This window comes from Acinetobacter sp. AG3 (assembly GCF_022343575.1).
GTDB classification, from domain to species: Bacteria; Pseudomonadota; Gammaproteobacteria; order Pseudomonadales; family Moraxellaceae; genus Acinetobacter; species Acinetobacter guillouiae.
The window spans coordinates 4,242,030-4,267,778 of sequence record NZ_JAKQZD010000001.1; the positions used below are offsets into that span (position 1 = coordinate 4,242,030).

Sequence of the window (25,749 nt, forward strand, 5' to 3'; positions counted from 1 at the left end):
TTTGCCTGTGGTTTTTTTATGGGATTTATAAATCTGTCACTTCTTTCCGATAGCATTTTTTAAGTTAAATTATTTGATTAATAAACTATTTAGCATCTTCTCTCACCCTAATCTACAAAGACAGTGTACTATCTAAAGCGCAATAAGCTTTGCAAATTACATGAGCATTTCATCTAAATTGTTTTATATAAAAAGCCTGTTGCGGAGATTTTCCTCCAAGCCCTTACTCTAAATTTCAGAACCAATGCCAAATTTAAAAAATGCACCACACCTGCAAGCTTTAGTTCTATTGTTCATTGCCATGATCAGTATGCAAAGCAGTGGCGCATTAGCAAAAACATTATTTGATCAATTTCCAGTCCTTACCATTTCCGCTATGCGTTTATTGCTCGGCTCATTGATTTTGGCCGTGATTTTTAAAATTTGGCAGGTCAATTTTAAACAAGTGAAATGGTCATCCATCATCAGTTATGGTATTGCCCTTGCAGGAATGAATGCTTTATTTTACTTATCAATTCATCGTATTCCACTCGGCATTGCCGTAGCGTTTGAATTTATTGGACCGCTCAGTGTGGCCCTGTTTCATGCACGGCAAAAATTCGATTTTATTTGGGTCGGACTTGCGATACTTGGACTGGTTTTACTGTTTCCATTTGATCAGGCAAAGCAAAGCCTCAACCCTATTGGTATTGCCTTTGCCTTAGCTGCTGGTGCTTGCTGGGCGCTGTATATTATTGCAGGTCAACGACCTTCAGGGGTTTCTGGAAACCATACTGTATGCTTAGGGATGTTTGTAGGCATGTTGTGCTTAATGCCAATTGCCTTATTTTCTGGGATGCCTTTACAGGTTTTTGAACCTTCAAATTTAATTTATTTTATTGCGTTGGCGATCTTGGCAAGTGCCTTGCCTTTTTCATTGGAAATGATTGCATTAAGAAATTTATCTGCTTTAAGCTTTGGCACGTTAATGAGCCTAGAACCTGCAATTGCAGCATTTTCAGGATTTATTTTCTTAAATGAACAATTGTTATGGACTCAATGGTTGGCATTAGCCACGATCATTAGTGCGTCAATTGGTTGCACCGTAACCACACAAAAAGCACAGCATAAAGGATAAAACCACCTCGAAAGGTGGTTTCAATTCACTCATCTAAAACCTACCAATCAGGTGCCCCCATAATTAGTTTTATCATGCTATTCGGATCTGGCTCTAGTTCAAGACCAATTCGTTCAACCAAATCACCATTACTGTCTTCTATATTTGCATAAATACTTAAATAAGTAATAGGACCTTTTCCTGCTGAATCAAAACCTGAATATTGATTTGGTAATTGAATTTGCATCGGTTTTCCATAAATTGCATTATAGGTTAAGATCTCATTGCTACCATCTATGTTATATACCGTGATTTCTATATTGCATGACTTTCCAATTAATTCAGGAACAACTTCCCAGTTCCCATTGGGCTCAGTGCTCCCATTTAAAGGATCCTCAATCATACTGGTACAGACCATCGGGAAACTCAAGCCTTGATTGCTGACATAAACAACTTCACGATCTGCCAAGATAATATTAACATTGCCTGTTAAACCTGAAGTTTGCTGACCTTTATAACGTACCCACTGATTACTCTCAAAAATTAAAGCTGTTTGTGCAGACCAATCCAACTGCCCGTCTGGGTCTTTTATACCTGTGAGGAACCGACCGCCATCTTGCGATATTGAAAAATCCAACTGGTCATTTATTTTGCCAAAACATGCCACAGACGTCCCATTGGGTAGTGTACATTTTACAAAATGATCTGTGGCTGATTTTCCAAGATCAATAATCACATTACCTGAGGTTGTCGAAGTTTTTTCACCCAGCATCGTGCCTGTTAAATCTTTTGCAGTCCAATGAATTGAACCACTCGAAGGCATATTCACCACCGTCAATCCTTCTTTAGGAATACTGTTGGATTTGGTTAAGGATGAACCATCATTTAAGCTGATTTTTGCAGTCACATTGCATGGAATCCCTTCACCATTGGATTGACACTGCACAAAGACTGAACCTGCATTTTCAAATTTTAAATCCCAGTTCCATGTTGAAAAATGCTTCACTGTTGCATGTACTGCAAGGCCTGTAGGTGATTGATTTGACGTCGTCACCTGCCCAATACCCTCTTCAATCCACAAGCCACTCGCTTCATCAAAATACCACATTGGAATTTGTGTCCCTACTTTCATCTGTTGATTATTGATACTCTTTATCGGCAGGTTCATTTGAAGGTCTGCTGTTTTATCAACTGCAAGTTGTAGTTCCTGACCACCCGCATCTTTAAATGTGGCTGTAATCATTCCCGCACTAATCAGATCCACAATATTGCCTTGTGCATCGCGTGCTACACCATTGGCAGGCATTGCATTTAAATCACGATTGGTGATATCCCATGGGGTAAATTCAACAGTCACAGCGCCCGTAGCAAGACTGCCGTCTGCTTTTACAAAAGCATTGGCAGGGATACTAACGCTTGCACCCAAATTTTGGGATTGAATCATTTGAGCCGCAGAGATATCAGACACAGGAACAACTTGTTTAATGGCCAATAAATTTGCTGAGATTGCTTTTAAATTGGCAACATCATAAACAATTGACTGCGTGATAAAGCCTTGTTTTTCAAATTTAGCCACCACTTTTTGTGTGTTTTGAGGAAGTATCAGATTCAAAGTCGCATGACCATTTTGATCTGTTTTAACACTTTGCCCCTGTATTGTAATATTTGTATTTGGAATCGAAGCGCCATCAACCGTTTGAGCTGAGACTAAAACCTCGCGGTTTATCGTTGTTGCTCCCTGTTTTACTTCTATTTTCTGTGTAGTTGAATCAGTCCGACCTGCTAGGTCTGTTATCGTCAGGCTCACGGTATATTGACCAACTTTTGTATAACTATGTTCAACTGTAGCACCTGTTCCGCTTGAACCATCTCCAAAGTTCCAAGCATAGCTACGAATTGCATTGGCCTCCTTTGCTTGATCTACCGTACTTTTCGTTCCATCAAATTTGACAACTTCACCGATACTTGGCGCTGTTGGGCTATATTGAAATTTGGCTGTAAGACTATCTTCAAATTTAGTTGAGGAGTTACAAGCCAACAAAAGTAGGCTCGCACATGCAAAAAGAAACCATTTTATATAATTTTTCGATCTCATCATCGTCGTCACCTTATTGTTATTTAATTCGCGATATCCATCACGATAATTTATATTACTGTGAATTAATTATTAATAATAGCTGTTTTATTTTAAAAATATTTCAATATTTTTCTCAATCAAATACCGTTGATACTTGCTGTATCAAAGCAAGTGGTGACAAAAAATTTGATTGAATATCGATAAATGAAAGAATGATTTTGATTAGAAATAAATATTTTCCATTATATTTCAAAGTCTTATATTTATGTATTTTATAGTTGATGCTTTTATATCTATGTGTTTTTTAATTAAAGACTTATTTTTTCCACAACACAGATCAAATTTAAGTAATAGCCATATAAAATTCACTACAATGAAGAGTCTGAACGCTTAAAAATATTTAAACAATAGAGAAATCAAATCATGACTTCAGGACAAATACTTGTTTTTCTATCGGGCGGTTTTGATCTATTTCAACAAGGCTTAGTTCACTTCCAAAACAAGCGCCCGTATCTAGAAAATAGCAATTATGCTTCTTGGTGACAAAATCAACCACGGTATGACCTAGAAAAACCTGTTCTACACCGACAACCGTTGAATAACGCATAAAGCGCTTATTTTTAATTCGCCCCCTGCCCCATAACGCCAATTCGCGACTTTTAGAACGTGTGGCAACTTTAAACGCATCCCAATCATTTAGATCTATATCGGCATGCACAAAGCCATACTTCTTATTTTGATAAATGACTTCTAATAGTATGGGTAAAGTGTTTAATTGATCGATGACTTGTTGCTGCTGATCCGAACTTAATGCATAAAACCATTCTCCACCATGATGCGCATGCATATCTTTCATCATCGGATCGATCTGCGACAATAAGCACATTTCTTCATGATTACCTAAAACAGCTTTAAACCAAGGCTCTGCAAGCAGATGCAAACATTTCAAACTGTCAGGACCACGATCAACAATATCCCCTACAGCAATCAATAGATCCTTTTCAAAGTTAAATTGAACCCGTTCAAGCTGTTGCATCAACAAATCATAACAACCATGTATATCGCCTACCACAAACAAGCGACCTGTCTCATGGGTATAGGTCGCTACATGCGCGAGCTTGTGTTGCGATAATTCAGACATAGACTAATCTTTGATTAAAACTCAATTGAAGCTGCTTCAATATGCTGGTTTTCTTTGGCTAAATCCAAATATTTGCCAGCAGTTTTTTTATTTTTACGCACCCCGATTCCATCTTTATAAATTTTAAATAATTCAAAATAAGAGTCGATATCACCATGATCGGCTGCTTGTTTAAACAAATCTGCACTTTGGGTTAAATCAACCTCTACACACTTACCTTCCTGATACATTTGTGCCAATAAGAAAAAAGCACGTGGAACTTTCAACTCTTTGGCTTTGTTTAACCAGAATAATGCCCCATCTGCATTGTTTTGACGTTGCTCAAAAATCGACATACACAGCATGGCCTGAACATGGCCTTTCTCTGCAGCGGAATTTAATAATGGGAGGTGATGTTCATGTTCTAAAGGCAATAACATCGACAATTCAAACTGTGCATCTGGATGGTTTTGCATTGCTGCGCGTTCTAACCAAGAAATACCTTGATCAAGATTTTTCTCAGTTCCCATACCATAGCGTAAACACTGTGCTAAAGAATATTGAGCTGGAACATTGCCTGAAACAGCAGCATGCGATAATAAATCAAAAGCGAGTGCTGCATATTCTTTCTGCTTTTGCTCAGTTTTGGCATTTTCCGAATTTTTTAACAGTGTCACTGCAGCTAAATAAGCAGATTCGATATGTCCATTTTTTGCAGCTTTAAGTAAAAACTCTTGCACAACTGCTGCATCCGCTTTAGCACTTTGTTGTTCAATAAGTGCGCGAACATAGCAGCCAAATGGATCATTATGTTCTTGCGCGATATCGGCATATTTTAAAGCAGCATCAAGATTGTTCTGTTTTAAATAACTAAACGCCAATAAAGCACAGGAAAAATGGTCTTTTTCAGCAATTTTTAACAATTCATTTTGTACTTTGATCGAATCAAACCCTGAAAACTCTACAAAAAACTTCAGGCTGTTTTGATGCTGGTTTTTTAAATAATTATTTAAAAGTAATAAGTACGCAGACTGTGGATCCTGTGACAATTGTTGTTGTGCATAAACAAAAATTGCTTCTGGATGATTCAGTTGAACTGCCTGTTGCAAATGCATTAGGGCTTGTGCTTTTGTCAGTTGATCGGTTGCATTGTTCAAGCCAAGATAAGCAAGTTCTAAATGAGCCAATGCATGATTAAGCTTTGCTGCATGTTGAAAAAAAAGAAGAGCTGACTGCACACTTTGATTTACATAACGGCCTAAAACATGCCACTGTCCTAACAAAGTACTTGCAGGTGCAAAATTCTGATTAGAGGCATTGACCAACAAATCAACACGCGCTTGAGCGTCTTGCTCATTTTGAGCAAGACCTTGTTGTTCTAATTTAAGTACATCGATATACCAAGTTTCTGCTTGTGAAAGTTCTGTCGCATTTAAGCCTAAATTTTCAGTTTTATTGGTGTTTCCTGACATCTTTTATTCCTAACACATGTGCCATTGCAAGTATAATCATTCCCATCTTACAGAGGACTCGGCTGAATCTCAAAGGGAAATGTTGAATCAATATTCATCTATTCGCGAAATACTCAAATAAATCCGAGAAAGTGCTAAAATCTGTGCAATATTTTTCTTCACCTTAGATATGCCAAACTCTCAACTCACTGCTGTGCTCTTCATGGTTTTATCTATGGTGGCTTATCAGATCAGTGCCTCATTTGCGAAACAGTTATTTGAGGCTTTAGATCCGATTACCGTCGTGACCTTAAGATTATGTTTTGCATCTATTTTAATTATTTTAATGTTCCGTTCATGGAAAATTATCAAGCGTTTACCTTATCTAAGATGGAATGAGCTACTCTATTATAGTGGTTCAGTCTGTTTGATGAATGTGCTGTTCTATGCCTCTTTAGGCAAATTGCCTCAAGGTATTGCTGTTGGACTAGAGTTTTTAGGCCCTCTGACTTTGGCACTGCTCTCGATTAAACAAAAAAGTGACTATATTTGGGTATTTCTTGCCATCATCGGTATTGCATTGATGGTGCCTTGGCAAGATGCGACCGCACATAATTTTTCCTATCTTGGTGCTGCTTTTGCTTTGGGTGCAGGTGTCTGTTGGGCAAGTTATATTTATTTTGGGCAAAAAGTTGTACGACAAAATATTGGTATGCATGCACTGAGTATTGCAATCGTCTTATCTGCCTTGGTTATGCTGCCAATCAGTGCTGTACATAACCCAGATGCCTTGCTGCAAACACAGTACTGGGGCAAAGCTTTGCTGATTGCACTTTTAGCAACAGCAATTCCGTATGCCTTAGATCTGCTTGCTTTAAAACAATTAAGCAAAATGAGCTATGGTACTTTATCGAGTCTATCTCCTGCACTTGCCGCAATTTCAGGTATGGTATTACTGAATGAACATATTACTGCTTGGCAAACCGTTGCTTTAATCTGCATTATGATTGCGTCGGTAGGGGTAACATTTAGAGCGGCGAAAAGCTCAGATACCCACTAAAACATTCTCAATACTGACCCACTGCCAGTCATATAGAACCTCGACCATATTTACGCGATCTTTAGGAAGAGAGGAAGATCAGCGTAAATATATGATGAATGAGAAGCATCTCATTAACTAAAAAAGTAAATATCGTTCAGCAATCTGCTCATCATTCTCTTGGTACTTTATAGCTTCAATTTTATTTAGTTTGCCTTTGTAGACAAGTCAACGAAATACAAGCCAATAGACTTAGCCAACCAAGCGGATAAGGTCTTTTGCTTTATACTTTTTATATTCGGATAGGTACTTCTTTGCTAAGATTAATTTTTGATTTTCATCTAAAATCTTTAGCGCTTTTTGAAAAAAAGAATGCTCTTCTTGTTGAATATGATGCGCGATGATTTCAGATAATCGTTTCGCCAAAACCAACCAGCGAGAGTGGCTAAAATCTGTTTGTTCTAGTGATTGTAATATTTCATCCATCTCATGATGTTCAGCCAGTGCCAAACGGGTAATATTTAAACCTGAATCCGTCATCATTAACGGAATATAAAAATAGCGATCTTCCGCAATCGCATGAGCAAATAATTCATTTTTCAATAAATTAAAAATTTTCCTTCGTTCAGGACTATCGCCTGAGGTATGTGTTAATTGTTCTGACAAATCCTTCTGAATGATATGACTTTCTCTCAAAGCCTCAAATATATTCATCTAAATCCCTCTTTTTATAATCCTATTTGATATTTACCTTCCATTGCTTCGGTTTGTGATTTTTCGATCAAGAAACCAACAATCTTAGAAGACAAATCAAAAAAAAGCCTTACAAAATTTAAGCTTTTTTGTATCAAAAAAAATTAACCAGAGAATCTAGCAAATTACGCGACAAACATTTGATAGGCCAAGCGACAAATCAAAATGCTGACCAAAATCAAAAATAGAATACGAATAAAACCACTGCCATATTTCAGTGCCATTTTCACACCAACCAATGAACCACACACATTGGCAACAGCCATCAGCAGGCCCAATTGAAATAACACATTTCCAGTGGGAATAAAGAAACTCAGTGCGGCAAAGTTGGTCATGAAATTGCCAATTTTGGAAAGCGCCGATGCGTGCAAGAAGTCAACTTTCAGATAACGAATAAAATAAAAGATGAAAAAACTACCTGTACCTGGCCCAAATATTCCATCATAAAAGCCAATCAATAAACCACCAACACCCGCGATCAATAACATTTTACGCGTGATTTCTTGTTGAAAATGGACTTGTCCAAATTGCTTCTTAAAAAATGTATAGATTGCGATCACAATCAACATAAACAATACAAATGGCCGCAAAATTTCCTGAGGGATCAGTGAGACACAAGCAGCGCCACCAAATGAGCTAATAAAGGCAGTGATACCAATCACTGCCAACAGCTTCCACTGAATTTTGACTTGTTTTAAGTATGAAAAAGCAGCCGAAGCCGTTCCACAAATCGAAGCCAGTTTATTGGTTCCAAAAACTGTGGCGGTAGGATAATGCGGTAAAGCACCCATTAATGCAGGAATTTGAATCAGTCCGCCACCTCCAACAGCGGCATCAATTGCCCCTGCACAAAAGGCAAAGAATACTAAACTGAGGATGATATCAAATTCCATAACATTCACTTATCTTTTAAAGGCGTCTATTAACGCTGGGAGACTTAACCGTGCTCTGGCTTAATCCTGCTTTGGCTTAATCAGGCTTAGATTTAAACTGAGTTATTTTCTAACAATGAAACCAAATTAAAGATTTAGCACCCGTTTAGGCACTAAACGCTTTTTATCGGTAATTTCAGCCAAGCCTAAACATTTATCACCATCAAAAACCAAGACTTCAGCTTCGGCAACATGCTCAATATTGCTTTCCATACCGCGGCTAAAATATTCCGCACGTCCTTCAGGTACCTGAACTTTAGGAAAATGATCAATTGGTGCATAGACAGGCAGCAACAAGGCTTCACGCGCTTGTTCAGTCAAGCTTTCCAAATGTTCAATGGTATATTCTGGTATCAAATCAAAATGACCTGTTTGAGTTCGATTTAAATACGTTAAATGCCCGTAAGTTCCCAATGCTTTGGCAATGTCTTCACCCAAAACTCGAATATACGTTCCTTTAGAACAAGTAATATCCAAGGTCAGGCTATGCTGATTAAACGCAATCAGCTCAATCGCAAAAATATGAATTGGGCGTGCATCACGTTCAATCTCAATTCCCTGACGCGCCAACTCATATAAAGGACGGCCTTGTTTTTTTAAGGCTGAATACATTGGCGGAACTTGTTGAATATCACCAGTAAATTGCGCCAAAACCTGTTGAATACTGTCTTCACTTAATTCAGGTATGGCCTTTTCAAGTAAGACTTCGCCTTCGACATCACCCGTGGTCGTACTATGCCCGAGCTGAACAGTCGTTTGGTAACGCTTGGTCGAATCTAACAGATAGTGTGAAAATTTAGTCGCTTCACCTAAACAGATTGGTAAAAGTCCAGATGCCAAAGGATCAAGCGCCCCTGTATGCCCTGCCTTTTGAGCGCGATACAACCATCGCACTTTTTGTAGCGCCGCATTTGAACTTATGCCTAAAGGCTTATTCAATAAAAAAACACCACTGATATGGCGACGCGGTATTTTCTGAGCTTTTGAAGACATATTGGTCTGGATACGGAGAATAATGCGCTATTTTAGCAAAAACCATTCGTCTATTTTTACAAATTTTCTGTTTGAAATTTCGATTTCTATGGCAAATTATTTTTTCAATAAAAAATCTAAAAATAGTAGGAATATTAGATGGATCTATCTAAAAAAATGATTGGAATCATCATTGGTAGTCTCTTGATCATTCTTTTAGCCGTAATTTTTTGGCTAAAACCCAATACAGAATCGACTGAAACACCGCCAGCTTCAGAAAAAGCACATGAACAACAGATGGGGCAATTGGCTTCAACTCAACTTCCAGCATCCGAAGCACTGAGCTTTGCCAGCAAAAGCCAACAAGACACGCAAATTAATTGCCAAATCCGTGCAGATGCCTCCAATCGTTTAATTGTCAATGAACAGACCAAAGATTGCTTTGAATATTTCATCACCCAATATGGTGAAAAAAGCATTGAGCAAATCAAAACCGATTTTCTTAGCTATACCAAAATCAGCTATAAAGAGCCTCTACTATCGCAGTTAAATGATCTCTGGACACGTTATATTGATTACAGAAGTAAATTAGGCGATTTACAAGCACCCACCGCAGATAAAGAAAGCGCAAAGTATTATCAGCAGATTTTAGTCAATACTCAAAACTTAAGAAAAAAATTCTTCTCGGATTATGAAATTCAAGGCTTATTTGGCACACAAGATACCTATGACCGATATACGGTAGACCGCTTAGAAATTATGGATAATCAAAAATTATCTGCTGCTGAAAAAGCGCAGAAACTCAAAGAACTTTTTGAGCAACTCCCTGAAGACTGGAAAGAGAATTTACAACAACTTAATCAACTTGAAGACTTAAGAAAGCTGACAGCGGAGATCAAAGCACGTGGTGGTTCTGCACAAGAGATCCGTCAAATGCGTACCAATCTGGTGGGACCTGAGGCGACACAACGCTTAGAAACGCTTGATGTACAACGAAATGATTGGAAAGGCAAAGTTAATCAATACCTTGCTGAGCGTGACAATATCCTCAAAAGTAATCTGAGTGATTCAGCCAAACAGCGTGCTGTAGAACAATTGAAATCACAACAATTTGCAAACCAACAAGAGCAACTCAGATTACAAACTTTTGAAACTGTGCATGATCAAGGAGGCAAATTACCCTTTGCAAATTAGCCATAAAATACATAGCACATCGCTAAAATGATGAAAAAAGCGAAAACAAAAATATTTAGATTATGCGTTATAGCACGTTTTATGGCTTGAGTTTGCAAGCCAGACTCAAGTATCTCTGTAGATTTATGACTCAGGGATACCTTCAAGTCTGCGGATACAAAGTGGAAAATAATATTAACAACGACCTATAAGGAGGACGCACACAAACTAAAAACTTGCTCGGGATTGACACGATTTCAATGCAACTTGCACCTTTGGTTTAGAGCAATAACGATAAAGATGGTATGCCAATCGCTTGAGATCATAAGGGTTGTAAGCAAATTTTAGCTTGCAACATAGACTTCATGTCAATCAACAATTCACTTAAAAACAACAAGAGTATTTTAATATGAAATTTAAGATCAATATTTTCGCCCTGAGTTTAATCATTGGATTAAGTTCGATGACTGCATCTGCATCTGGCTTACAAACTGTAAATCCACGTTATGTCAGTTCAAACTATGCAAAAACCAAATATCCGATTGTATTTAATCATGGGATGTTCGGTTTCACACGTCTAGGGCCTTCATCCTTTGGCATAGATTATTTCTATCAGATCCTCCCTGATTTAGCTCGCAATGGCGCAAAAGTTTATGCGACACAAGTCTCCCCATTGGAATCGACACAGCTTCGTGGTGAACAGCTCTTACAGCAAGTCGATGAAGTCATCGCACTGACTGGCTCACCCAAAGTCAATCTAATTGGACATAGTCATGGTGGTCCAACAATTCGTTATATTGAAATCGTTGCACCCACAAAAGTTGCTTCTTTAACTGCTGTTGCAGGGGCAATTAAAGGTTCTAAGATCGCGGATGATATTTTAAGTAACCGAGGTGCAAATACGCTTCTGACAGTTTTTAGTCAATATATCTTAGCACCTGTGATTACACTTCTCGAAGGTAATCCCTCCCTCCCCCTCAGCCTAAATAACTCTTTACAAAGTGTGAGCGAACAAGGGGCTGCTGAATTTAATGCAAAATTTCCAAGCGCTGCGATTCCCAAAGACTGTGGTAATGGTCAAAAACTAACAGCCAACGGTGTTTATCATTATTCTTGGACGGGTACAGCTCAATTCACCAACATTTTTGATGTTATGGATGGCATCATTTCTACACTCGCGCCTTTGTCTTATAAAAATCTAGACAATGATGGCATGATGAATCGTTGCAATACCCATTATGGGCAAGTGATTCGAGACAATTACCGTCAAACACACATGGATGAAATCAATCATGTTTTAGGGCTACGTGGGTTATTTTTTGCGCCGAATCCACTTGCTCAATATCGTCAACATGCCAATCGCCTGAAATTACAAGGCTTGTAAATATTGCCGATGAGAGGCGATAAAATGTACTGTTCATTCAGTATATTTTATAGTTGAATAGTAAATGATTCTGGATTCAAATTTTATATTGAACATCGTATTGAATTTCGAATTCCAGAATCTGATTTGATATGAGATTTAAAAAAACAAAGAAGTTAAAGTTTGCGTTCCTGCAAACATGATCAGAATCGAGGCTTTACACTCAATACATTTAAAATTGAGGTATGTAAATCGCCCAATAATAAAATAGATGGAGTTTCAACATGAAATATGGACGTATTATCGCGAGTCTACTGCTGGCGAGTACATTATCAACCGCATATGCATCTAATAATGCGCAAAAAGTGACTGTCAGTAAAGTAAATTCGGACTATGCAAAAACCAAATATCCTGTGGTATTTGTGCACGGTATGGCTGGGTTTATTCGTGCTGGCGATGTTTTAGGATTAGACTACTGGTATCAAATTTTACCAGATTTGGCTCGCAACGGCGCCAATACATGGGCTACGCGAGTATCACCCTTTAATTCTACTGAAGTCCGTGGTGAGCAATTGGCTCAGCAAGTGGAAGAGATTCTGGCAATTACCGGCAGTCAAAAAGTCAATCTGATTGGACATTCGCATGGTGGTCCAACCAGCCGCTATGTCGCAGGCATCATGCCTATGCAAATTGCATCTGTGACTGCTGTTGGTTCACCACAAAAAGGTAGCCCTGTTGCAAACGTTATCTTAAGTATAGAAGGCACGCCGCTTCAAGGTCCATTGGTGAGTGTGGTCAATTTATTTTCAAAAGCAATTGTCTGGGCGCAAGGTCTTAACCCGAAAGAACTTCCTCATGATGCGTTGGCAGGTGGGAAAAGCCTCACCATTGAAGGTTCTGCACTATTTAACAGTAAATTCCCGATGGGCGTTGGTACCACGGCTTGTGGTGAAGGGGCTTATCAAGAAAAAGGGATTCAATTCTATTCATTTACAGGCAATACCGCCGTTACAAATCTTCTCGACTTGGATTCTGCCCTACTTGGCACAAGCCTCTTAATTAACGCAGGTCGTGATAATGATGGCTTAGTCTCAAGATGTAGTGCTAAATTCGGTAAAACGATTCGTGATGATTATCGTTGGAATCACTTAGATGAGGTCAATCAAATTTTAGGATTGCGTGCAATTTTTGCACCAGATCCAGTACAAGTCTATCGTGAACATACCAATCGCCTAAAACTACATGGACTTTAACCTTTAACTGTAGCAAGAAACAAAAAATGCGCCAAATGGCGCATTTTTTAGCTGTAAAGCAAAGTTAAAATTAACCTTGTTTACGCGCTGGTAATTTCTCACGAATACGCGCAGCTTTACCAGACAATTCACGAAGGTAATAAAGCTTAGCACGACGAACGTCACCACGACGTTTCACTTCGATTTTAGCAACGATTGGAGAGTGAGTTTGGAATACACGCTCAACACCAACACCGCTAGAAATTTTACGTACTGTGAACGCAGAGTTCAAGCCACGGTTTTTCTTCGCAATAACTACGCCTTCAAAAGCCTGAAGACGCTCACGATCACCTTCTTTTACTTTTACTTGAACGATAACTGTGTCACCAGGAGCAAAAGTTGGGAGGTCAGTTTTTAACTGTTGGTTTTCAATTGCTTGAACTAAAGGATGTTTACCACTCATTGTGGGAATCTCCGTTTTGCGGGACAGAAGAGGTCTGCACAACCGCTGGGGATAGAGGCTAAATCGCGTATCAACCCGTTTATCTTTCCCTTTATTGCTGATGTTATTCAGATCAATAAAGAGCCTAATATAAGTACTTAATCATAAGTATTTTCTCGAAGCCGACTTCTTATGGAACTCACATTCCGCAGGACAACAATGATGAATTGTTGTATTCCTGATAAGAAGTACAGCTTCTGACGTGCGTTGAAACAAACATGATCAATGCTTGCCTACCCTCGCTCATCTTTTAGCCATTTTTTTTGCTGCTTGGTCAACTCAACTTTTTCCACCAACTCAGGTCGGCGTTCTAAAGTGCGTTGATAGCGTTGCAAAAACCGCCATTTCTCAATATTGGCATGGTGCCCTGACTTAAGTACTTCAGGAACATCCAACCCTTCAAAATGATCTGGCTTGGTATATTGTGGGCAATCTAAAAGACCATCCACAAATGAGTCCTGCACTGCGGATTGTTCATCTGACATGGTATTCGGCAAACGTCGAATAATACTGTCCAATAAAACCATCGCAGGGAGTTCACCACCTGATAACACGTAATCTCCAATCGACCATTCCTGATCAACATATTTTTGGATCAAACGCTCATCAACGCCCTCATAACGTCCACACAGCACAATTAATCCGTCATATTCAACAAATTGTTGTACTGCAGGTTCATTTAAGGTCTGCCCTTGTGGTGACATATACACCACAGGAACATGAACTGCACCTGCTTGCTTTGCAAGCTCTTTTGCATGGTGGATTGCTTTTGCCAACGGCTCAGCCATCATCACCATACCAGGACCACCACCAAATGGACGTTCATCCACTCGTTTGTAGTTACCCTCAGCAAATTCTCGCGGATTGATACAATGAACTTGTACAATGTCACGCTTTGCCGCTCGCCCGCTAATTCCGTACGCTGTAATCGCTTCAAACATTTCAGGAAAAAGCGTAATGACTGCAAAAAACATCGCAGACTCCTCTATTTTCCTGCTGCGCCAATCCTAATCGGATTAGAAATCTACGCCCCAATTGACATAGATACGACCAGCTTCGAGATCAACGCGTTGCACCACATCTTTATGCCATGGAATCATTCGCTCTTCGCCATCGATGCTATCTGCTGTTGCACGAACAACCATGACATCATTGGCGCCTGTTTCAAACAATTCGTGGATTTGACCAAGATTTACTTCCTGTTCTTCTTCATTCAGACCTAATACGATTAGACCTTTTAAATCAGACCAGTAATACTCGTCCACGCCTGCTTGAGGCAGTTGCGATTTTGAAATCCAAACATTCGCGCCAACTAAGCTGTCTGCTGCAGTGCGATCACTCACACTTTTCAACGAAACAACCAAGCCTTTACCATGTGGTTTCCAACGTTTTACGTCTACAATTTGCCAACCTGCTTTGGTTTCAATGTACCAAGGGAGGTAGTCAAATATGTTGCTCATAGGTTCTGTATTGGAATAGACCCAGAGCCACCCATTTAATCCATATGCTGAACGTAGCTGTCCAATCTGAATACGATCTTCGGGCACATTCTGTGCTGGTGTCATGGGCTTACTGCCTAATTAAAGGTTTAATTATGCAGTAGCTGCAGCTTTCTTAGCTTGAGCAGCTAAAGAAGCAACACGTTCAGACGGTTGAGCGCCTTGAGCAACCCAGTGAGCAAAACGATCAGCATCTAAACGAAGTTTTTCTGCTTTACCTTGAGCTGTAGGGTTAAAGAAACCAATACGTTCGATGAAACGACCGTCACGCGCATTGCGGCTATCAGTTACGATTACTTGATAGAACGGACGTTTTTTAGCACCACCGCGTGCTAGACGAATTACAACCATGATAGAACCTTATAGTTTTTACGGATTATCCTTGTACCGACCATCGATACATTTCAAACCCCTTTCATAGAGGGCAATATTTTACGTTATCTTTGTCATGAAAGAAAGATCAAATTTTATTTATCCACAATTTTGAATTTAATTTTTATTTGCCGTCCCAGTTTGTGGTAGCAGAAGGGGTGCATGTGCTGCCTTTGGTCCAGCATTTAAGGTTATCATTTGTTAAGATAATATAACCATTGCCTTGCATTAGCGTCCCATTTTTTGGTTTAGCTTTTAAGGTCCATGTTGAAGCTGTAGTTTCTAAATCTAAGTCATATAACGCTTCACCAGAAACAGGAGTTACAGTTCCACCATAAATTTTGCTAATTGTGGCATTCGTATAATTTCCATTCGTTATTTTGAATTGATTTAAACTATGTGCTATTGCCATCATCTCTGATTGGGCATCCGTCCGATGTACTCGAATCTTATAATTGATATATGATGGATAAGCAATTGCGACCAGAATTGCAATAATTGCTACAACAATCATCAACTCTATCAGTGTAAATCCATTTTTTTTTTCACTTACCATTCTTCTCCCCCCTCATTGCAATCATTATACGTTATATTATCTGCTGTAATATTTTTACAACGAATTCCTGCACTTGTGAGCAATAATGAAAAATTTTTTATATCTGAACTCACAGCTTTTATTGCCCATCCCTGCCCTAAAGCAGAGGTATCTGTCAATAAAGGATTACCTGTCATATTATCTACAATATTGATCGTGTATTTAGAATTTAAATTTAACTCTTGTTTGGTTGCATTAAATATTGAAGTACCTGAATACAAATACTCACCTTTAAAGCCCTTATAACTAAAATTTCGAGATTTATATCGTTGCAACTGTTCTGCAATTTTCTGCATTTCCTGTTGTGCCTGAGCAACATTAGCTCGTCGCGTAAAATGCTGGTAACTTGGAATTGCAATTGCAGTAAAAATCGAGATAATAACGATAACAACCATCAGTTCAATCAAGGTGAACCCTTGACTAAACTTAACTTTAGTTGCCTTCTGGGCAGAATAATTTTTCATATTATTCAGCCTTAGCATAACGTTCATACCATCGGTTTGGAATGAATCTAATTGAACCACCTGCTGTAATAAACTTTGACTCTGATTGGCATTCTGCTCCAACACACCCTACTCCAATATCAGCAGGATCTGGAACAATGATTGTCTTTTTACCATTATTGTCAGAAGGGCCAACATTTACGTTAACAATACCTGCCCCTAAGTTGTAAACATAATTCGCATTTTGTGGGCATACGCCTGTTGGCAAACAAAGTCGCTGCGTAAAACTATGACCTTTTACACCAGCACCACAGCTTGATGAAGTGCCGTTATTAGAGGCGTCATACTGGGTGACATACAAACTACCTTCCATCGCAATAAGTGGTGTTAAACCTTTAATTATACTTGCATCAGCATCCGCTCGGTCTGTAAGTGTTGCACTAAACTTTTTCTTAAAAGGATAATACCACCCCCCCCAACCCGAAGTTGAGTTTGCTTGAGCACCTTTAACCAAAGCTGAATCAGAATCTGAACGGACCACATTTTCATTACTAATGTATTTCAGTCTAGTTGTAGAGGCTGTAGTTGCAGTTTCGTCGGCTCTAGTTCTAGCACTAATGTGCTCCTGTGGATAAAAGGTTCCATCTGGATGGATGTCATAATCATAAATTGCATATAATGCATCATATTGCAAACCTAATGGATCTGTTTTTCCTGTCGAGGTAGGTGAATCTGTTGTTGCTAATAACGGAGAGCTTTTATTTCCTGAAACAAAACTTACAACAATGATATTAGCCCCTTCTCTTTTTCCTGCACTATGGTGAGCGGTAAAAACAGGTGCCATATAAAAACGCGGGCTTGTACCATTTGTTTCATGAAGATTTAAAATCTGGCTTACTTGAGAATTAAAGCTTTCTTTATTTCCATCATTTTTAAAATCTACACGAAAAGCTTGACCAGCAAGATCTCCAAAATAAATATGATCGACAATACCATCATTATCACGATCGACTGTTTTAATATCACTTGCAACACTATATTTTAAACTTGCATTGGTAGAGTGCTCTACACCTGTATCAGCTGTTTTAGTTGATGAGTCTGTGTACCACAGGAGATCACCATTATCCGCATCAAACATATACACACCTGAGCCTTTTTTATTATCTTGTGCATAATTATAATGTTCGTATCCTGCATAACCTGTACGGATACCATTAGCAAATGAACCATCGCCTTTATCACCACCAGCATCGTAACCACCACCAACAAACATGACCAGTTTACGTTGACCTTTCCAGTTTATGTAGTCCAGCTTTGGCTTAGACCAACTCTGCGCCATATTCTCGATAGCTTTATAAGCCTTTCCACTGGAATTTTCTTTTGAATAAACTTTCCCTGTAGTTGGGTCAATATGAAATTTCAGTTTAGGACTGTCAATATCAGTTAAATCTAGAGAATAGTAGCTACGTCCACCCATACGTAATCCACCATAAACCCATTGCTTACCATTAAGGTTTTCAACATCATCTTTAGAACCGCCAATGACACCTCGAACTGCACCATTAACAGTTAAAGTCCCATCTGATTTAGTCACATAAACTGTATGAGCTACCCATTCTCCATCTATACCGTAGTACAGTGCATTTTTACCGCCAGCAAGATTTCCTGCATTTTCACGGAAAGTTTCTGATTGATTCTCAATCATTTCTTTCGGTATAAAGCTAAATTTTTCTATCCCTGTAGTCGCATCAACAATACTGAGTAAACCTTGTGTAGTACCAAACATGACATAATCTTTACGATCAACTGAACTAATTTCTACTTTTTTCGTTGTTTCATTTCTTGTCGCAACAGCTTTACCTTCTTGGGTCAATAACACTGGAAGTGAATGATACACACTCCCCATTTGTCGTACATTCGCTGTTGCATTTGAAAGATTTAAACCATTTGTTTCTGTGCTGGAGCTAATATTGTAACCAAGTAATGTCATTAAACCTCTAACACGTACAGCGCTGTCAGTTTTTGTTTTAGCATCAGTTGTATAGGTATAGTCAATACGGTTTAAGTCGAAGTTTTGGCTAATACGTTCAGCTTCTGCTTTAGAACCATCATAAACATAATTGGTCAAAAGTTTTCGACCTGCTGTTGTTGTTGATTCGCCTTTATCATTTGTAGTTGTAACAAGCCCTAATGATAACTGACTTAATACTCCTCCTTTTTGAAAAACTGGAGTATTTTCAGCATAAGTGAAACCAGATTTAGCCCAAATATCAGTTAAATCTTGCAATTTACTTCTTAAAACAACAGCTTGGCTTGCCGTTCCAGCTGCATCTGCATAGACACCATTATTGACAACATGATACTTTTTCAAATTACCGAACCATAGTTGTCGTGTATCCGCTGGATCAACTTTTGGTTCAAACTGAGGAAAATATGCATATTTTTGAATAATTTCAGGATTGAGTGCATCCATGGGTACTGTTGAAGAACCTGTACTCATTGATGGAATATCTTTACTAATTTCATTAATAAAGTTATTGATACTATCTACGACACTTTGTGAGTTTGTTCCCACATACCACTTACCCCCACCTATTGTTCCCCAATCTTTTGCATCTTGAACATCAGAATTTGTATCAGAATTAAAACTAGAACTGAATCCAACGACTGCTGTTTTAATCTTTAATCCAAGCGGATTTTTTTCTGGATCTAATAAGCTTTGCGCAAAATTACCAATACATGTCCATGAGTTAGCATTATTTTTATAACCAATTCTTTTACCTAACTGACTATTTGCACAACTAAATAAACTGCTTTTATTCCCTAAAGTGCTACTCATTAACTGATACGCTGTACCTGCATCATTACCTGCTACTGTACCATTTGGCTCTGGCTCACCATCTGTTAGGAAATAAATCCCTTGCCCACTGCACTCTTTTTTTGCTTTTGCTGCATTACTACTACCTAATTGGGCTGTAATAGAATCTGGTGCTTTATAAACATTACCATTTTTTGATACTGCAATGGACTCATTGGCAAATCCTGAAAAAGATTCGTGCCAGTAATAATTACCATAATATCCACTTAAGCTACTAGCATTTCCTTTTGTTTTTGCTGTAGTAGAAAAACCACTATACCAACCCTCCCAATCTCCAATACAAATGCCTGATGGAGAAACCTCTGAACATTGTTTGTAATTATTATTAGAACGGACAAAATATTTTTGTAATGATATATTTGTCGTCGGCCTTGTTCCCATCATATAGGCTGCTGCTTCTGCATAAGCATAAGGAGTTGGAGTCCCTCCTCCTGATACCAAATCACTAATTTTTGAAAACATATCATCACGATGTGTTTTCGTCTTAGATGCGGTTGTATAATAAACAATACAACTACTACCAAAATCACAACTATTTGTACCATAATTACCTGATGCAGAACTTGTACCTGGATTTGTATTATTAGTACTCATCGCACCCCAAACTTTACACCCCCCAGCAGGGTAATTCTCTGTACAAGTTGCATATCTATAACTACTAGTACCAGTACCTATTCGATACCAACGCTGTATTTGACGATTTACAGTTCCTCCAACCTCAGTCCCTAATACTTTGGCTGGTAATAAAATTCGTCCAGTATCTCCGCTAAAATCAGATAATCCCATTACAACCTTATCTTCAACTGGGGGAGATGTGGGTGTTCCACCTAATACTTCTCTCAAACCTTTCTTTAAAATGTCTAGGCGACTATAACCAGCACTAGCGGTATTTGTATTCCCCATATTCCATGCCATACTGCCAGACGTATCTAACATCAACAGTAATGTCGCCGTACCTGTGTTATCTTCTGGAATTTTATAAATTTCTAAATCTGCTGCAAATGCAGGAATGCTGGCACAAATTAACGCTGTGATACTGGCAGAGACTGTACCCACCTTAAATTGATTTAAGTCATTCTTCAATTGCACTTTCTGCTCAAATGCACCTAGGTCAGATTTTTTCATTTCATACTTTTTCATAATCTATTCTCCTATTACGATGCACGCACAGCTTTCATGGTATATTCCATTTCTTGAGTGCTATAAGGAACATTTTTCGAAGATAAACAGTCTGTTACTGTTTCATTTTTAATTACATTATCAACAAAACTGGTATAGTTTTTTAGACATTTATTGATATCAGATTTGGAACTATCACTTAGATTCGGGAGTATTGAGGTTGCAGTAATTGTAACCTTTTGAATTCCTGTGCCTTTTGAACTTTCTTTATCATCACCTTCCATTAAGTGTTCCCAATCTTGATTATTTTCAGCAGCACGTACAGTTACTTGAGTTAATACAGCATTTCGTCCACTTAAAAAATCAGTCAAACGCCCAACCTGACAATAACCGTTTGTCCCCATATCAGTATTTTTGATTGTTGTTCCATCCCAATACACAACGCTTGCCAAACGACTTCCTGCAAAGTTATCTTTAGTCTCGCCACGAATACAGAAAACGAGTTCTTTACCTTTATTTTCAGGACGTAGGGTATAATTCAACATCCCGTCACCAATACGCATATTGGTAAAAACAAGTTCATCATCTGTCTTATTTTCTAGAGTAAAAAATACAGAATCACTGGTTTGTTTTAATAAGGCTTGTGCTTGAGCATTCGTTGATATTTTCAAAGAAGTAATACTTCCACGAATTGCCCATGTTCCAACTAAAGTCAATAATACAAGCATAATAAGCACAACAATCAATACCGAACCTTGTTGAGAACCTCTGAAATTGATATTTTTCATATTCTGCCCTCACTCAACGCCAAAGCCATTTCTTAGTGCTATCGTTTGTGTGACGACACTACGTAAATACAATGAATTACGATCATTTTTAGTCAATTTTCCATTTACATTTAAAATATGATACGGATGGTCTAGGTCGAAGAACTTATTATTTCCCGTCGTATCTGTTGAACGAACCAATAACCCAAGCTGTACAGAAACAATTTGTGGCTTTTCACCAGTAAGTGCTCGATAATCTTCAATGTTCATATAACTAAAACAATCAAGCTGAGAATCAGGCTTAGTATTTGATTTAACATCTTTACCATCTTTGTCTTTTATTGTTTGAGTTATACCCGTGCAATCAGAGTTTGCACCATCGTATGCCACACCCAACCTCACACTAAAATGATCGACTCGAGGAATAACGATTGCACCTTTATTTTCTTCATCCCCTGCAAGTTCTGGAAGTGAAGTATTGGTCTTTGCTGTAGCCTCTGTATAACGAGCAGCTTTACATGCCAATGCTAATGGTTTGTTTGGATCATTTTTATTCTTATCTTCAAGCAGAAAATATCGTTCAACAACATAGTCAATAGCCGTTAACTCTTTACCTTCACAATCAAACTGATTTGCCGTATTTACACGATATTGAATAACCAGTTGGTCACTTTTTTGACCATCCAAATTTGATTCTCCAATTCCCCCACGCGTAAGTAAATTTGTCTCAATTTTAAAATTTGAAGTCCCATTACCCAGATTATTTGAGATATTATTTGCCGACAAAACAATGCCACCATATAGTACTTTATCGTCAATATAAGGTTGAGATGAATTTAAATTTGCTAATCGAATAGAGTCAATCATTCCTCCTAACCCAAATAATGAGGAATTCTGTAAATTCATCATACCTTGCTGTACTGTGGCACTCTTTTGACTGGTAAAGAAAAGTTGTAATGCAATAGCACTTACAAGCAAGCCTAATACTAATGAAATCATTAATTCTAATAGCGTAAAACCTTGTTGTTTAATCCTGAGTCTCATTTTAAAATGCCTCCAAAACTAAACACTTTGAATCAACCACATAGGTTCCTGTTGCTGTATCAATACAAGAACTTAGATCATCTGCAGTAATCTGCGTTTTACCCCAGGCTACATATATACAATTCAATTCACTCTTTACACATTTATTCACAATAATGGTTTGCCCATTTTCAGTTGCTTTGGCCAACACCTCTCCTCCATCTTGGAGAGCAAAACTTGCAGTATTGCATTTTGGAATTGCTAAGCTTTTAGGTGTAGTAATAGCCGTTACACCATCACATGTATCCGTCGTAGTTTTTTTATTTATTGCAGTTTTATAATCAGACAAAGCAGTACGATTAACCCTCATACGTTCTGCAAGATCACGTGCTGTGTTCATCGCAATATTTTGTTCAGTCGCTTCTTGTGCAGCATCGAGAGCTCTTAGCTGTAAAGCAGCAAAACCCAATATACCTAATGCTAAAATAACGAGAGCGACCAACACCTCGACCAACCCAATACCTCTTTGTGATGAATAACTCATACACATGCCCCCTTCGAGATCCCTTCAACTGTCCCATTTTGGGCAATAGTTATTTTGCGACTTTCTTTAATTTTGCTATTACATAGCGTAAATTCAAGTGGAATAACTTCTTCTATTTTCTTTGGGTTTACTGGTGGATCTACATCCATATTGGTTCCAGTATTTTCATCATAACTTGGGTTATCAATCATTTTTGTGCGTTGCTTTGCAGTCCCCATACCCGAGAAAACAACATCTATGGGATCACTTGTTAAAACGACGTCTGATTTTTTAGATACCCATGTCAGAGTGGTTGCTGTATCAGGAGGACATTCTATTTTTTCATTAGATATCGGACAGGATAATTTAATTGTTATATTCTTTCTAAGTGAAATTGCTTGCCCTCTGGCTTCCCCAAAAACCAGCGCCAAATCGCGAGCCATGGTATCCAATTGTTTACGTGCAACCAAGTTTCCAAAAGCAGGTATAGCAAAAGAAGCAATAACCGCCAAAACAGCAATCGTCACCATCAACTCAATTAAGGTGAATCCTCGATTTTTTTGCATTGCTCCCCCCATTGCAACAAAACGCTACCCTATTAAAAATCATAACTTAAATACTTACAAAACCAATACAAGTTGGATAAAAGGCATAAAAAAGCAGATAACTGAAATCTCAGCTATCTGCTTAAAAAATAAAGTTTAAATTTAAGCTTGCGTTACATGAATCCGTAGCTCTTTTGGCAGACTAAATGTGATGTTTTCCTCACGACCATTTAACTCTTGTGGTGCTGTCGCGCCCCAGTCCTGTAACCGTTGAATCACTTGCTTAATTAAAATCTCAGGTGCAGATGCCCCAGCTGTAACGCCGATCTTATGATTGACGTTAAACCACTCCTGCTTTAACTCATCTGCATTATCGATCAGATACGCATGTTTCCCCATACGTTCAGCCAACTCACGTAAACGATTCGAATTCGACGAGTTTGGAGAGCCAACCACTAACACCACATCACATTGTGTGGCTAAATCTCGCACAGCATCTTGGCGGTTTTGCGTGGCATAACAAATATCATCTTTACGAGGCCCTTGAATTTGAGGGAATTTATTTCGCAAAGCATCAATTACTTTGGCCGTATCATCTATAGATAAAGTTGTTTGGGTCACAAATGCTATTTTTTCAGGATGATGTACTGTTAATGAAGCGACATCTTCTTCATCTTCAACCAGATAAATTTCACCACCATTCTTTTTATCATATTGCCCCATAGTCCCTTCAACTTCTGGGTGCCCTTCATGGCCAATCAAAATTGCTTCGGTTCCTTCACGTGCATATTTCGTGACCTCAATATGTACTTTGGTAACCAATGGGCAAGTTGCATCAAACACTTTTAAACCACGACGCTCTGCCTCTTGTTGAACCGCCTTTGACACGCCATGTGCACTAAAAATAACAATATTATCGTCAGGCACTTCATCTAACTCATCCACAAAAATTGCACCGCGCTGACGTAAATCATCAACCACAAATTTGTTATGAACCACTTCATGACGGACATAAATAGGTGGATTAAAACATTCAAGCGCACGATTGACGATGGCAATTGCACGATCTACACCTGCACAAAATCCACGCGGATTAGCCAATACAATTTCCATAAAACCCTCAATGCTCACTTCAATGGTTGGATATATTTTATCGATTAAACACAAACAATGTGTAAAAACAGTTTTGTTTGTCTTCGCTCTACTCTAAAATAGAGAAGATATTTTATCATATCAGGAAAAATATCATGTCGGGTCTATTGTTTGTCGTTTCTGCGGCATCAGGAACAGGCAAAACATCTCTCGTTAAAGCGCTACTTGAGCGTGTGAGCAATTTACACGTTTCAGTTTCACATACGACTCGTGGTCAGCGACCTGGCGAACTCGACGGTGTTCATTATCATTTTACCTCTAAAGAAAACTTTCTTGATCAAGTCAATCAAGGTGGTTTTATTGAGTATGCAGAAGTTTTTGGTAATTATTATGGTACTGCGCAAGCAACTGTAAAAGACCAATTGGCAAAAGGCCATGATGTGCTACTTGAGATCGATTGGCAAGGTGCTGAGCAAGTTCGTAAACTTTTTCCTGAATCTAAACAAATTTTCATTCTTCCTCCAACGCAGTTTGATTTACGTCAACGTCTCTCAAATCGTGGCACAGACTCTGTTGAAGTTATTGAACATCGCTTAAGTTGTGCAGTGGAAGACATGCAACAATATGTCAACTTTGAATACATCATCATCAATGATGATTTCAATAAAGCGTTACATGATTTGGAATCTGTTATTAATGCCAATCGCTTAAAAATAGATCAACAGGCAAATCGTCATCAGGCTTTAATTACCAAACTGATTACACCACAATCTTAGATCTAAATACTTATGATCTAAATGCTTTCTAAATAAGCTTCGATTAAAACTTGAGTCTATGATGAAAGCATTTTATACTGCACAGTCTATTTAAAAAATTTGTATTCAAACGAGAATTCTTATGGCACGCGTAACCGTTGAAGATTGTTTAGACCATGTGGACAACCGCTTTGAGCTTGTACTAGTGGCAAGCAAACGCGCGCGTCAATTGGCACGTCAAGGCATTGAACCGACTGTTGAGTGGGACAATGATAAGCCGACTGTTGTTGCATTACGTGAAATTGCGATTGGTCATGTGACTAAAGATATCTTGAAGCAACGTGATCAAGATTACCAAACGTCTAGTCTTGACCTTGCTTTATCAGCAAACAATCTTAATCTTGAAGGTTTTTCTTTCCAATAAGCTA

25 protein-coding genes are annotated in these 25,749 nt (G+C 38.4%); 7 read left to right on the forward strand and 18 right to left on the reverse strand.

Translation table 11 applies throughout. The features are described 5' to 3' along the window. Nucleotides 1-244: 244 nt before the first annotated feature. The gene (locus L3V46_RS19790; RefSeq protein WP_239046569.1) at nucleotides 245-1,117 is read left to right on the forward strand and encodes an EamA family transporter; all 873 of its coding nucleotides are present in this window, start codon (nucleotides 245-247) and stop codon (nucleotides 1,115-1,117) included. Between the two features lie 40 nt (nucleotides 1,118-1,157). On the opposite strand, the gene L3V46_RS19795 is transcribed toward L3V46_RS19790, so the two are convergent. From L3V46_RS19795 to L3V46_RS19805, 3 genes are all read right to left on the reverse strand, one after another. Next, nucleotides 1,158-3,194 (reverse strand): PKD domain-containing protein, encoded by a 2,037-nt coding sequence (locus L3V46_RS19795; RefSeq protein WP_239046570.1) that lies wholly within the window; start codon nucleotides 3,192-3,194, stop codon nucleotides 1,158-1,160. Between the two features lie 400 nt (nucleotides 3,195-3,594). Then, nucleotides 3,595-4,314 carry a metallophosphoesterase gene (locus L3V46_RS19800; RefSeq protein WP_239046571.1) on the reverse strand — a complete coding sequence of 240 codons (720 nt, stop codon included), beginning with the start codon at nucleotides 4,312-4,314 and terminating at the stop codon, nucleotides 3,595-3,597. Nucleotides 4,315-4,328: 14 nt separating this feature from the next. Further along, a complete protein-coding gene (locus L3V46_RS19805) occupies nucleotides 4,329-5,765 on the reverse strand; it encodes a sel1 repeat family protein (protein ID WP_239046572.1) in 1,437 nt (478 codons plus the stop codon). Between the two features lie 169 nt (nucleotides 5,766-5,934). Between L3V46_RS19805 and L3V46_RS19810 the strand changes: the two genes are divergently transcribed. Then, complete coding sequence (locus L3V46_RS19810) at nucleotides 5,935-6,804, forward strand: EamA family transporter (protein WP_239046573.1); 870 nt, start codon at nucleotides 5,935-5,937, stop codon at nucleotides 6,802-6,804. Between the two features lie 231 nt (nucleotides 6,805-7,035). Here the strand turns inward: L3V46_RS19810 and L3V46_RS19815 are convergent, their stop codons facing one another. The 3 genes from L3V46_RS19815 to truB form a co-directional block, all read right to left on the reverse strand. Continuing rightward, on the reverse strand, nucleotides 7,036-7,497 hold the full coding sequence (locus L3V46_RS19815) for a hemerythrin domain-containing protein (protein ID WP_151801912.1): 462 nt from the start codon (nucleotides 7,495-7,497) through the stop codon (nucleotides 7,036-7,038). Between the two features lie 164 nt (nucleotides 7,498-7,661). After that, a complete protein-coding gene (locus tag L3V46_RS19820; RefSeq protein WP_239046574.1) occupies nucleotides 7,662-8,429 on the reverse strand; it encodes a TSUP family transporter in 768 nt (255 codons plus the stop codon). A 126-nt stretch (nucleotides 8,430-8,555) separates the two neighbouring features. Then, complete coding sequence (gene truB / locus L3V46_RS19825; protein WP_239046575.1) at nucleotides 8,556-9,461, reverse strand: tRNA pseudouridine(55) synthase TruB; 906 nt, start codon at nucleotides 9,459-9,461, stop codon at nucleotides 8,556-8,558. Nucleotides 9,462-9,599: 138 nt separating this feature from the next. On the opposite strand from truB, the gene L3V46_RS19830 reads away from it, so the two are divergent. The 3 genes from L3V46_RS19830 to L3V46_RS19840 all read left to right on the forward strand — a co-directional run bounded on the left by L3V46_RS19830 (nucleotide 9,600) and on the right by L3V46_RS19840 (nucleotide 13,229). Next, nucleotides 9,600-10,634 (forward strand): lipase secretion chaperone, encoded by a 1,035-nt coding sequence (locus L3V46_RS19830; protein WP_096732792.1) that lies wholly within the window; start codon nucleotides 9,600-9,602, stop codon nucleotides 10,632-10,634. 388 nt (nucleotides 10,635-11,022) lie between these two features. Then, nucleotides 11,023-11,997 (forward strand): triacylglycerol lipase, encoded by a 975-nt coding sequence (locus tag L3V46_RS19835; RefSeq protein ID WP_239046576.1) that lies wholly within the window; start codon nucleotides 11,023-11,025, stop codon nucleotides 11,995-11,997. A gap of 263 nt (nucleotides 11,998-12,260) precedes the next feature. Beyond that, nucleotides 12,261-13,229, forward strand: a complete 969-nt coding sequence (locus L3V46_RS19840) for a triacylglycerol lipase (RefSeq protein WP_239046577.1) — start codon at nucleotides 12,261-12,263, stop codon at nucleotides 13,227-13,229. 70 nt (nucleotides 13,230-13,299) lie between these two features. Here the strand turns inward: L3V46_RS19840 and rplS are convergent, their stop codons facing one another. The 12 genes from rplS to ispH form a co-directional block, all read right to left on the reverse strand. Then, a complete protein-coding gene (gene rplS, locus L3V46_RS19845; protein WP_004718278.1) occupies nucleotides 13,300-13,671 on the reverse strand; it encodes a 50S ribosomal protein L19 in 372 nt (123 codons plus the stop codon). Nucleotides 13,672-13,943: 272 nt separating this feature from the next. Then, the gene (gene trmD / locus L3V46_RS19850; RefSeq protein ID WP_004818651.1) at nucleotides 13,944-14,684 is read right to left on the reverse strand and encodes a tRNA (guanosine(37)-N1)-methyltransferase TrmD; all 741 of its coding nucleotides are present in this window, start codon (nucleotides 14,682-14,684) and stop codon (nucleotides 13,944-13,946) included. 42 nt (nucleotides 14,685-14,726) lie between these two features. Then, complete coding sequence (gene rimM / locus L3V46_RS19855) at nucleotides 14,727-15,275, reverse strand: ribosome maturation factor RimM (protein WP_004718282.1); 549 nt, start codon at nucleotides 15,273-15,275, stop codon at nucleotides 14,727-14,729. A gap of 27 nt (nucleotides 15,276-15,302) precedes the next feature. Beyond that, entirely contained in the window at nucleotides 15,303-15,560 is a 258-nt protein-coding gene (rpsP, locus tag L3V46_RS19860) for a 30S ribosomal protein S16 (protein ID WP_004718284.1), read from the reverse strand. A 145-nt stretch (nucleotides 15,561-15,705) separates the two neighbouring features. Continuing rightward, a complete protein-coding gene (locus L3V46_RS19865) occupies nucleotides 15,706-16,137 on the reverse strand; it encodes a type IV pilin protein (RefSeq protein WP_239046578.1) in 432 nt (143 codons plus the stop codon). Next, nucleotides 16,131-16,640 carry a prepilin-type N-terminal cleavage/methylation domain-containing protein gene (locus tag L3V46_RS19870; RefSeq protein WP_239046579.1) on the reverse strand — a complete coding sequence of 170 codons (510 nt, stop codon included), beginning with the start codon at nucleotides 16,638-16,640 and terminating at the stop codon, nucleotides 16,131-16,133. Before L3V46_RS19870 ends, L3V46_RS19865 begins: the two co-directional genes overlap by 7 nt. Nucleotide 16,641: 1 nt before the next feature. Beyond that, the gene (locus tag L3V46_RS19875; protein WP_239046580.1) at nucleotides 16,642-20,637 is read right to left on the reverse strand and encodes a hypothetical protein; all 3,996 of its coding nucleotides are present in this window, start codon (nucleotides 20,635-20,637) and stop codon (nucleotides 16,642-16,644) included. 14 nt (nucleotides 20,638-20,651) lie between these two features. Further along, nucleotides 20,652-21,404 carry a pilus assembly PilX N-terminal domain-containing protein gene (locus L3V46_RS19880; RefSeq protein WP_239046581.1) on the reverse strand — a complete coding sequence of 251 codons (753 nt, stop codon included), beginning with the start codon at nucleotides 21,402-21,404 and terminating at the stop codon, nucleotides 20,652-20,654. A gap of 9 nt (nucleotides 21,405-21,413) precedes the next feature. After that, nucleotides 21,414-22,427 carry a PilW family protein gene (locus L3V46_RS19885; RefSeq protein WP_239046582.1) on the reverse strand — a complete coding sequence of 338 codons (1,014 nt, stop codon included), beginning with the start codon at nucleotides 22,425-22,427 and terminating at the stop codon, nucleotides 21,414-21,416. A gap of 1 nt (nucleotide 22,428) precedes the next feature. Beyond that, nucleotides 22,429-22,950, reverse strand: a complete 522-nt coding sequence (gene pilV, locus L3V46_RS19890; RefSeq protein ID WP_239046583.1) for a type IV pilus modification protein PilV — start codon at nucleotides 22,948-22,950, stop codon at nucleotides 22,429-22,431. Beyond that, complete coding sequence (locus tag L3V46_RS19895; RefSeq protein WP_239046584.1) at nucleotides 22,947-23,495, reverse strand: prepilin-type N-terminal cleavage/methylation domain-containing protein; 549 nt, start codon at nucleotides 23,493-23,495, stop codon at nucleotides 22,947-22,949. The genes pilV and L3V46_RS19895 overlap by 4 nt, the downstream gene beginning before the upstream one ends. 141 nt (nucleotides 23,496-23,636) lie before the next feature. Further along, nucleotides 23,637-24,587, reverse strand: coding sequence for a 4-hydroxy-3-methylbut-2-enyl diphosphate reductase (gene ispH, locus L3V46_RS19900; RefSeq protein WP_096732771.1), 951 nt, complete (start codon nucleotides 24,585-24,587; stop codon nucleotides 23,637-23,639). A 134-nt stretch (nucleotides 24,588-24,721) separates the two neighbouring features. On the opposite strand from ispH, the gene gmk reads away from it, so the two are divergent. Both gmk and rpoZ read left to right on the forward strand, forming a co-directional pair. Then, a complete protein-coding gene (gene gmk / locus L3V46_RS19905) occupies nucleotides 24,722-25,342 on the forward strand; it encodes a guanylate kinase (RefSeq protein ID WP_034617459.1) in 621 nt (206 codons plus the stop codon). Nucleotides 25,343-25,463: 121 nt separating this feature from the next. Beyond that, nucleotides 25,464-25,745, forward strand: coding sequence for a DNA-directed RNA polymerase subunit omega (gene rpoZ, locus L3V46_RS19910; protein WP_004718302.1), 282 nt, complete (start codon nucleotides 25,464-25,466; stop codon nucleotides 25,743-25,745). Nucleotides 25,746-25,749 lie beyond the last annotated feature (4 nt).

Bases quoted from the DNA above. Each gene is read 5' to 3' on its own strand.
- trmD (WP_004818651.1), bottom strand. From the start codon at position 14,684: ATGTTTTTTGCAGTCATTACGCTTTTTCCTGAAATGTTTGAAGCGATT.
- L3V46_RS19820 (WP_239046574.1), bottom strand. From the start codon at position 8,429: ATGGAATTTGATATCATCCTCAGTTTAGTATTCTTTGCCTTTTGTGCA.
- rplS (WP_004718278.1), bottom strand. From the start codon at position 13,671: ATGAGTGGTAAACATCCTTTAGTTCAAGCAATTGAAAACCAACAGTTA.
- L3V46_RS19830 (WP_096732792.1), top strand. From the start codon at position 9,600: ATGGATCTATCTAAAAAAATGATTGGAATCATCATTGGTAGTCTCTTG.
- L3V46_RS19875 (WP_239046580.1), bottom strand. From the start codon at position 20,637: ATGAAAAAGTATGAAATGAAAAAATCTGACCTAGGTGCATTTGAGCAG.
- pilV (WP_239046583.1), bottom strand. From the start codon at position 22,950: ATGAGTTATTCATCACAAAGAGGTATTGGGTTGGTCGAGGTGTTGGTC.
- L3V46_RS19880 (WP_239046581.1), bottom strand. From the start codon at position 21,404: ATGAAAAATATCAATTTCAGAGGTTCTCAACAAGGTTCGGTATTGATT.
- L3V46_RS19800 (WP_239046571.1), bottom strand. From the start codon at position 4,314: ATGTCTGAATTATCGCAACACAAGCTCGCGCATGTAGCGACCTATACC.
- L3V46_RS19815 (WP_151801912.1), bottom strand. From the start codon at position 7,497: ATGAATATATTTGAGGCTTTGAGAGAAAGTCATATCATTCAGAAGGAT.
- L3V46_RS19790 (WP_239046569.1), top strand. From the start codon at position 245: ATGCCAAATTTAAAAAATGCACCACACCTGCAAGCTTTAGTTCTATTG.
- L3V46_RS19885 (WP_239046582.1), bottom strand. From the start codon at position 22,427: ATGAGACTCAGGATTAAACAACAAGGTTTTACGCTATTAGAATTAATG.
- L3V46_RS19865 (WP_239046578.1), bottom strand. From the start codon at position 16,137: ATGGTAAGTGAAAAAAAAAATGGATTTACACTGATAGAGTTGATGATT.
- rpsP (WP_004718284.1), bottom strand. From the start codon at position 15,560: ATGGTTGTAATTCGTCTAGCACGCGGTGGTGCTAAAAAACGTCCGTTC.
- truB (WP_239046575.1), bottom strand. From the start codon at position 9,461: ATGTCTTCAAAAGCTCAGAAAATACCGCGTCGCCATATCAGTGGTGTT.
- rpoZ (WP_004718302.1), top strand. From the start codon at position 25,464: ATGGCACGCGTAACCGTTGAAGATTGTTTAGACCATGTGGACAACCGC.
- L3V46_RS19805 (WP_239046572.1), bottom strand. From the start codon at position 5,765: ATGTCAGGAAACACCAATAAAACTGAAAATTTAGGCTTAAATGCGACA.
- L3V46_RS19895 (WP_239046584.1), bottom strand. From the start codon at position 23,495: ATGCAAAAAAATCGAGGATTCACCTTAATTGAGTTGATGGTGACGATT.
- ispH (WP_096732771.1), bottom strand. From the start codon at position 24,587: ATGGAAATTGTATTGGCTAATCCGCGTGGATTTTGTGCAGGTGTAGAT.
- L3V46_RS19840 (WP_239046577.1), top strand. From the start codon at position 12,261: ATGAAATATGGACGTATTATCGCGAGTCTACTGCTGGCGAGTACATTA.
- L3V46_RS19810 (WP_239046573.1), top strand. From the start codon at position 5,935: ATGCCAAACTCTCAACTCACTGCTGTGCTCTTCATGGTTTTATCTATG.
- rimM (WP_004718282.1), bottom strand. From the start codon at position 15,275: ATGACACCAGCACAGAATGTGCCCGAAGATCGTATTCAGATTGGACAG.
- L3V46_RS19870 (WP_239046579.1), bottom strand. From the start codon at position 16,640: ATGAAAAATTATTCTGCCCAGAAGGCAACTAAAGTTAAGTTTAGTCAA.
- L3V46_RS19835 (WP_239046576.1), top strand. From the start codon at position 11,023: ATGAAATTTAAGATCAATATTTTCGCCCTGAGTTTAATCATTGGATTA.
- gmk (WP_034617459.1), top strand. From the start codon at position 24,722: ATGTCGGGTCTATTGTTTGTCGTTTCTGCGGCATCAGGAACAGGCAAA.
- L3V46_RS19795 (WP_239046570.1), bottom strand. From the start codon at position 3,194: ATGATGAGATCGAAAAATTATATAAAATGGTTTCTTTTTGCATGTGCG.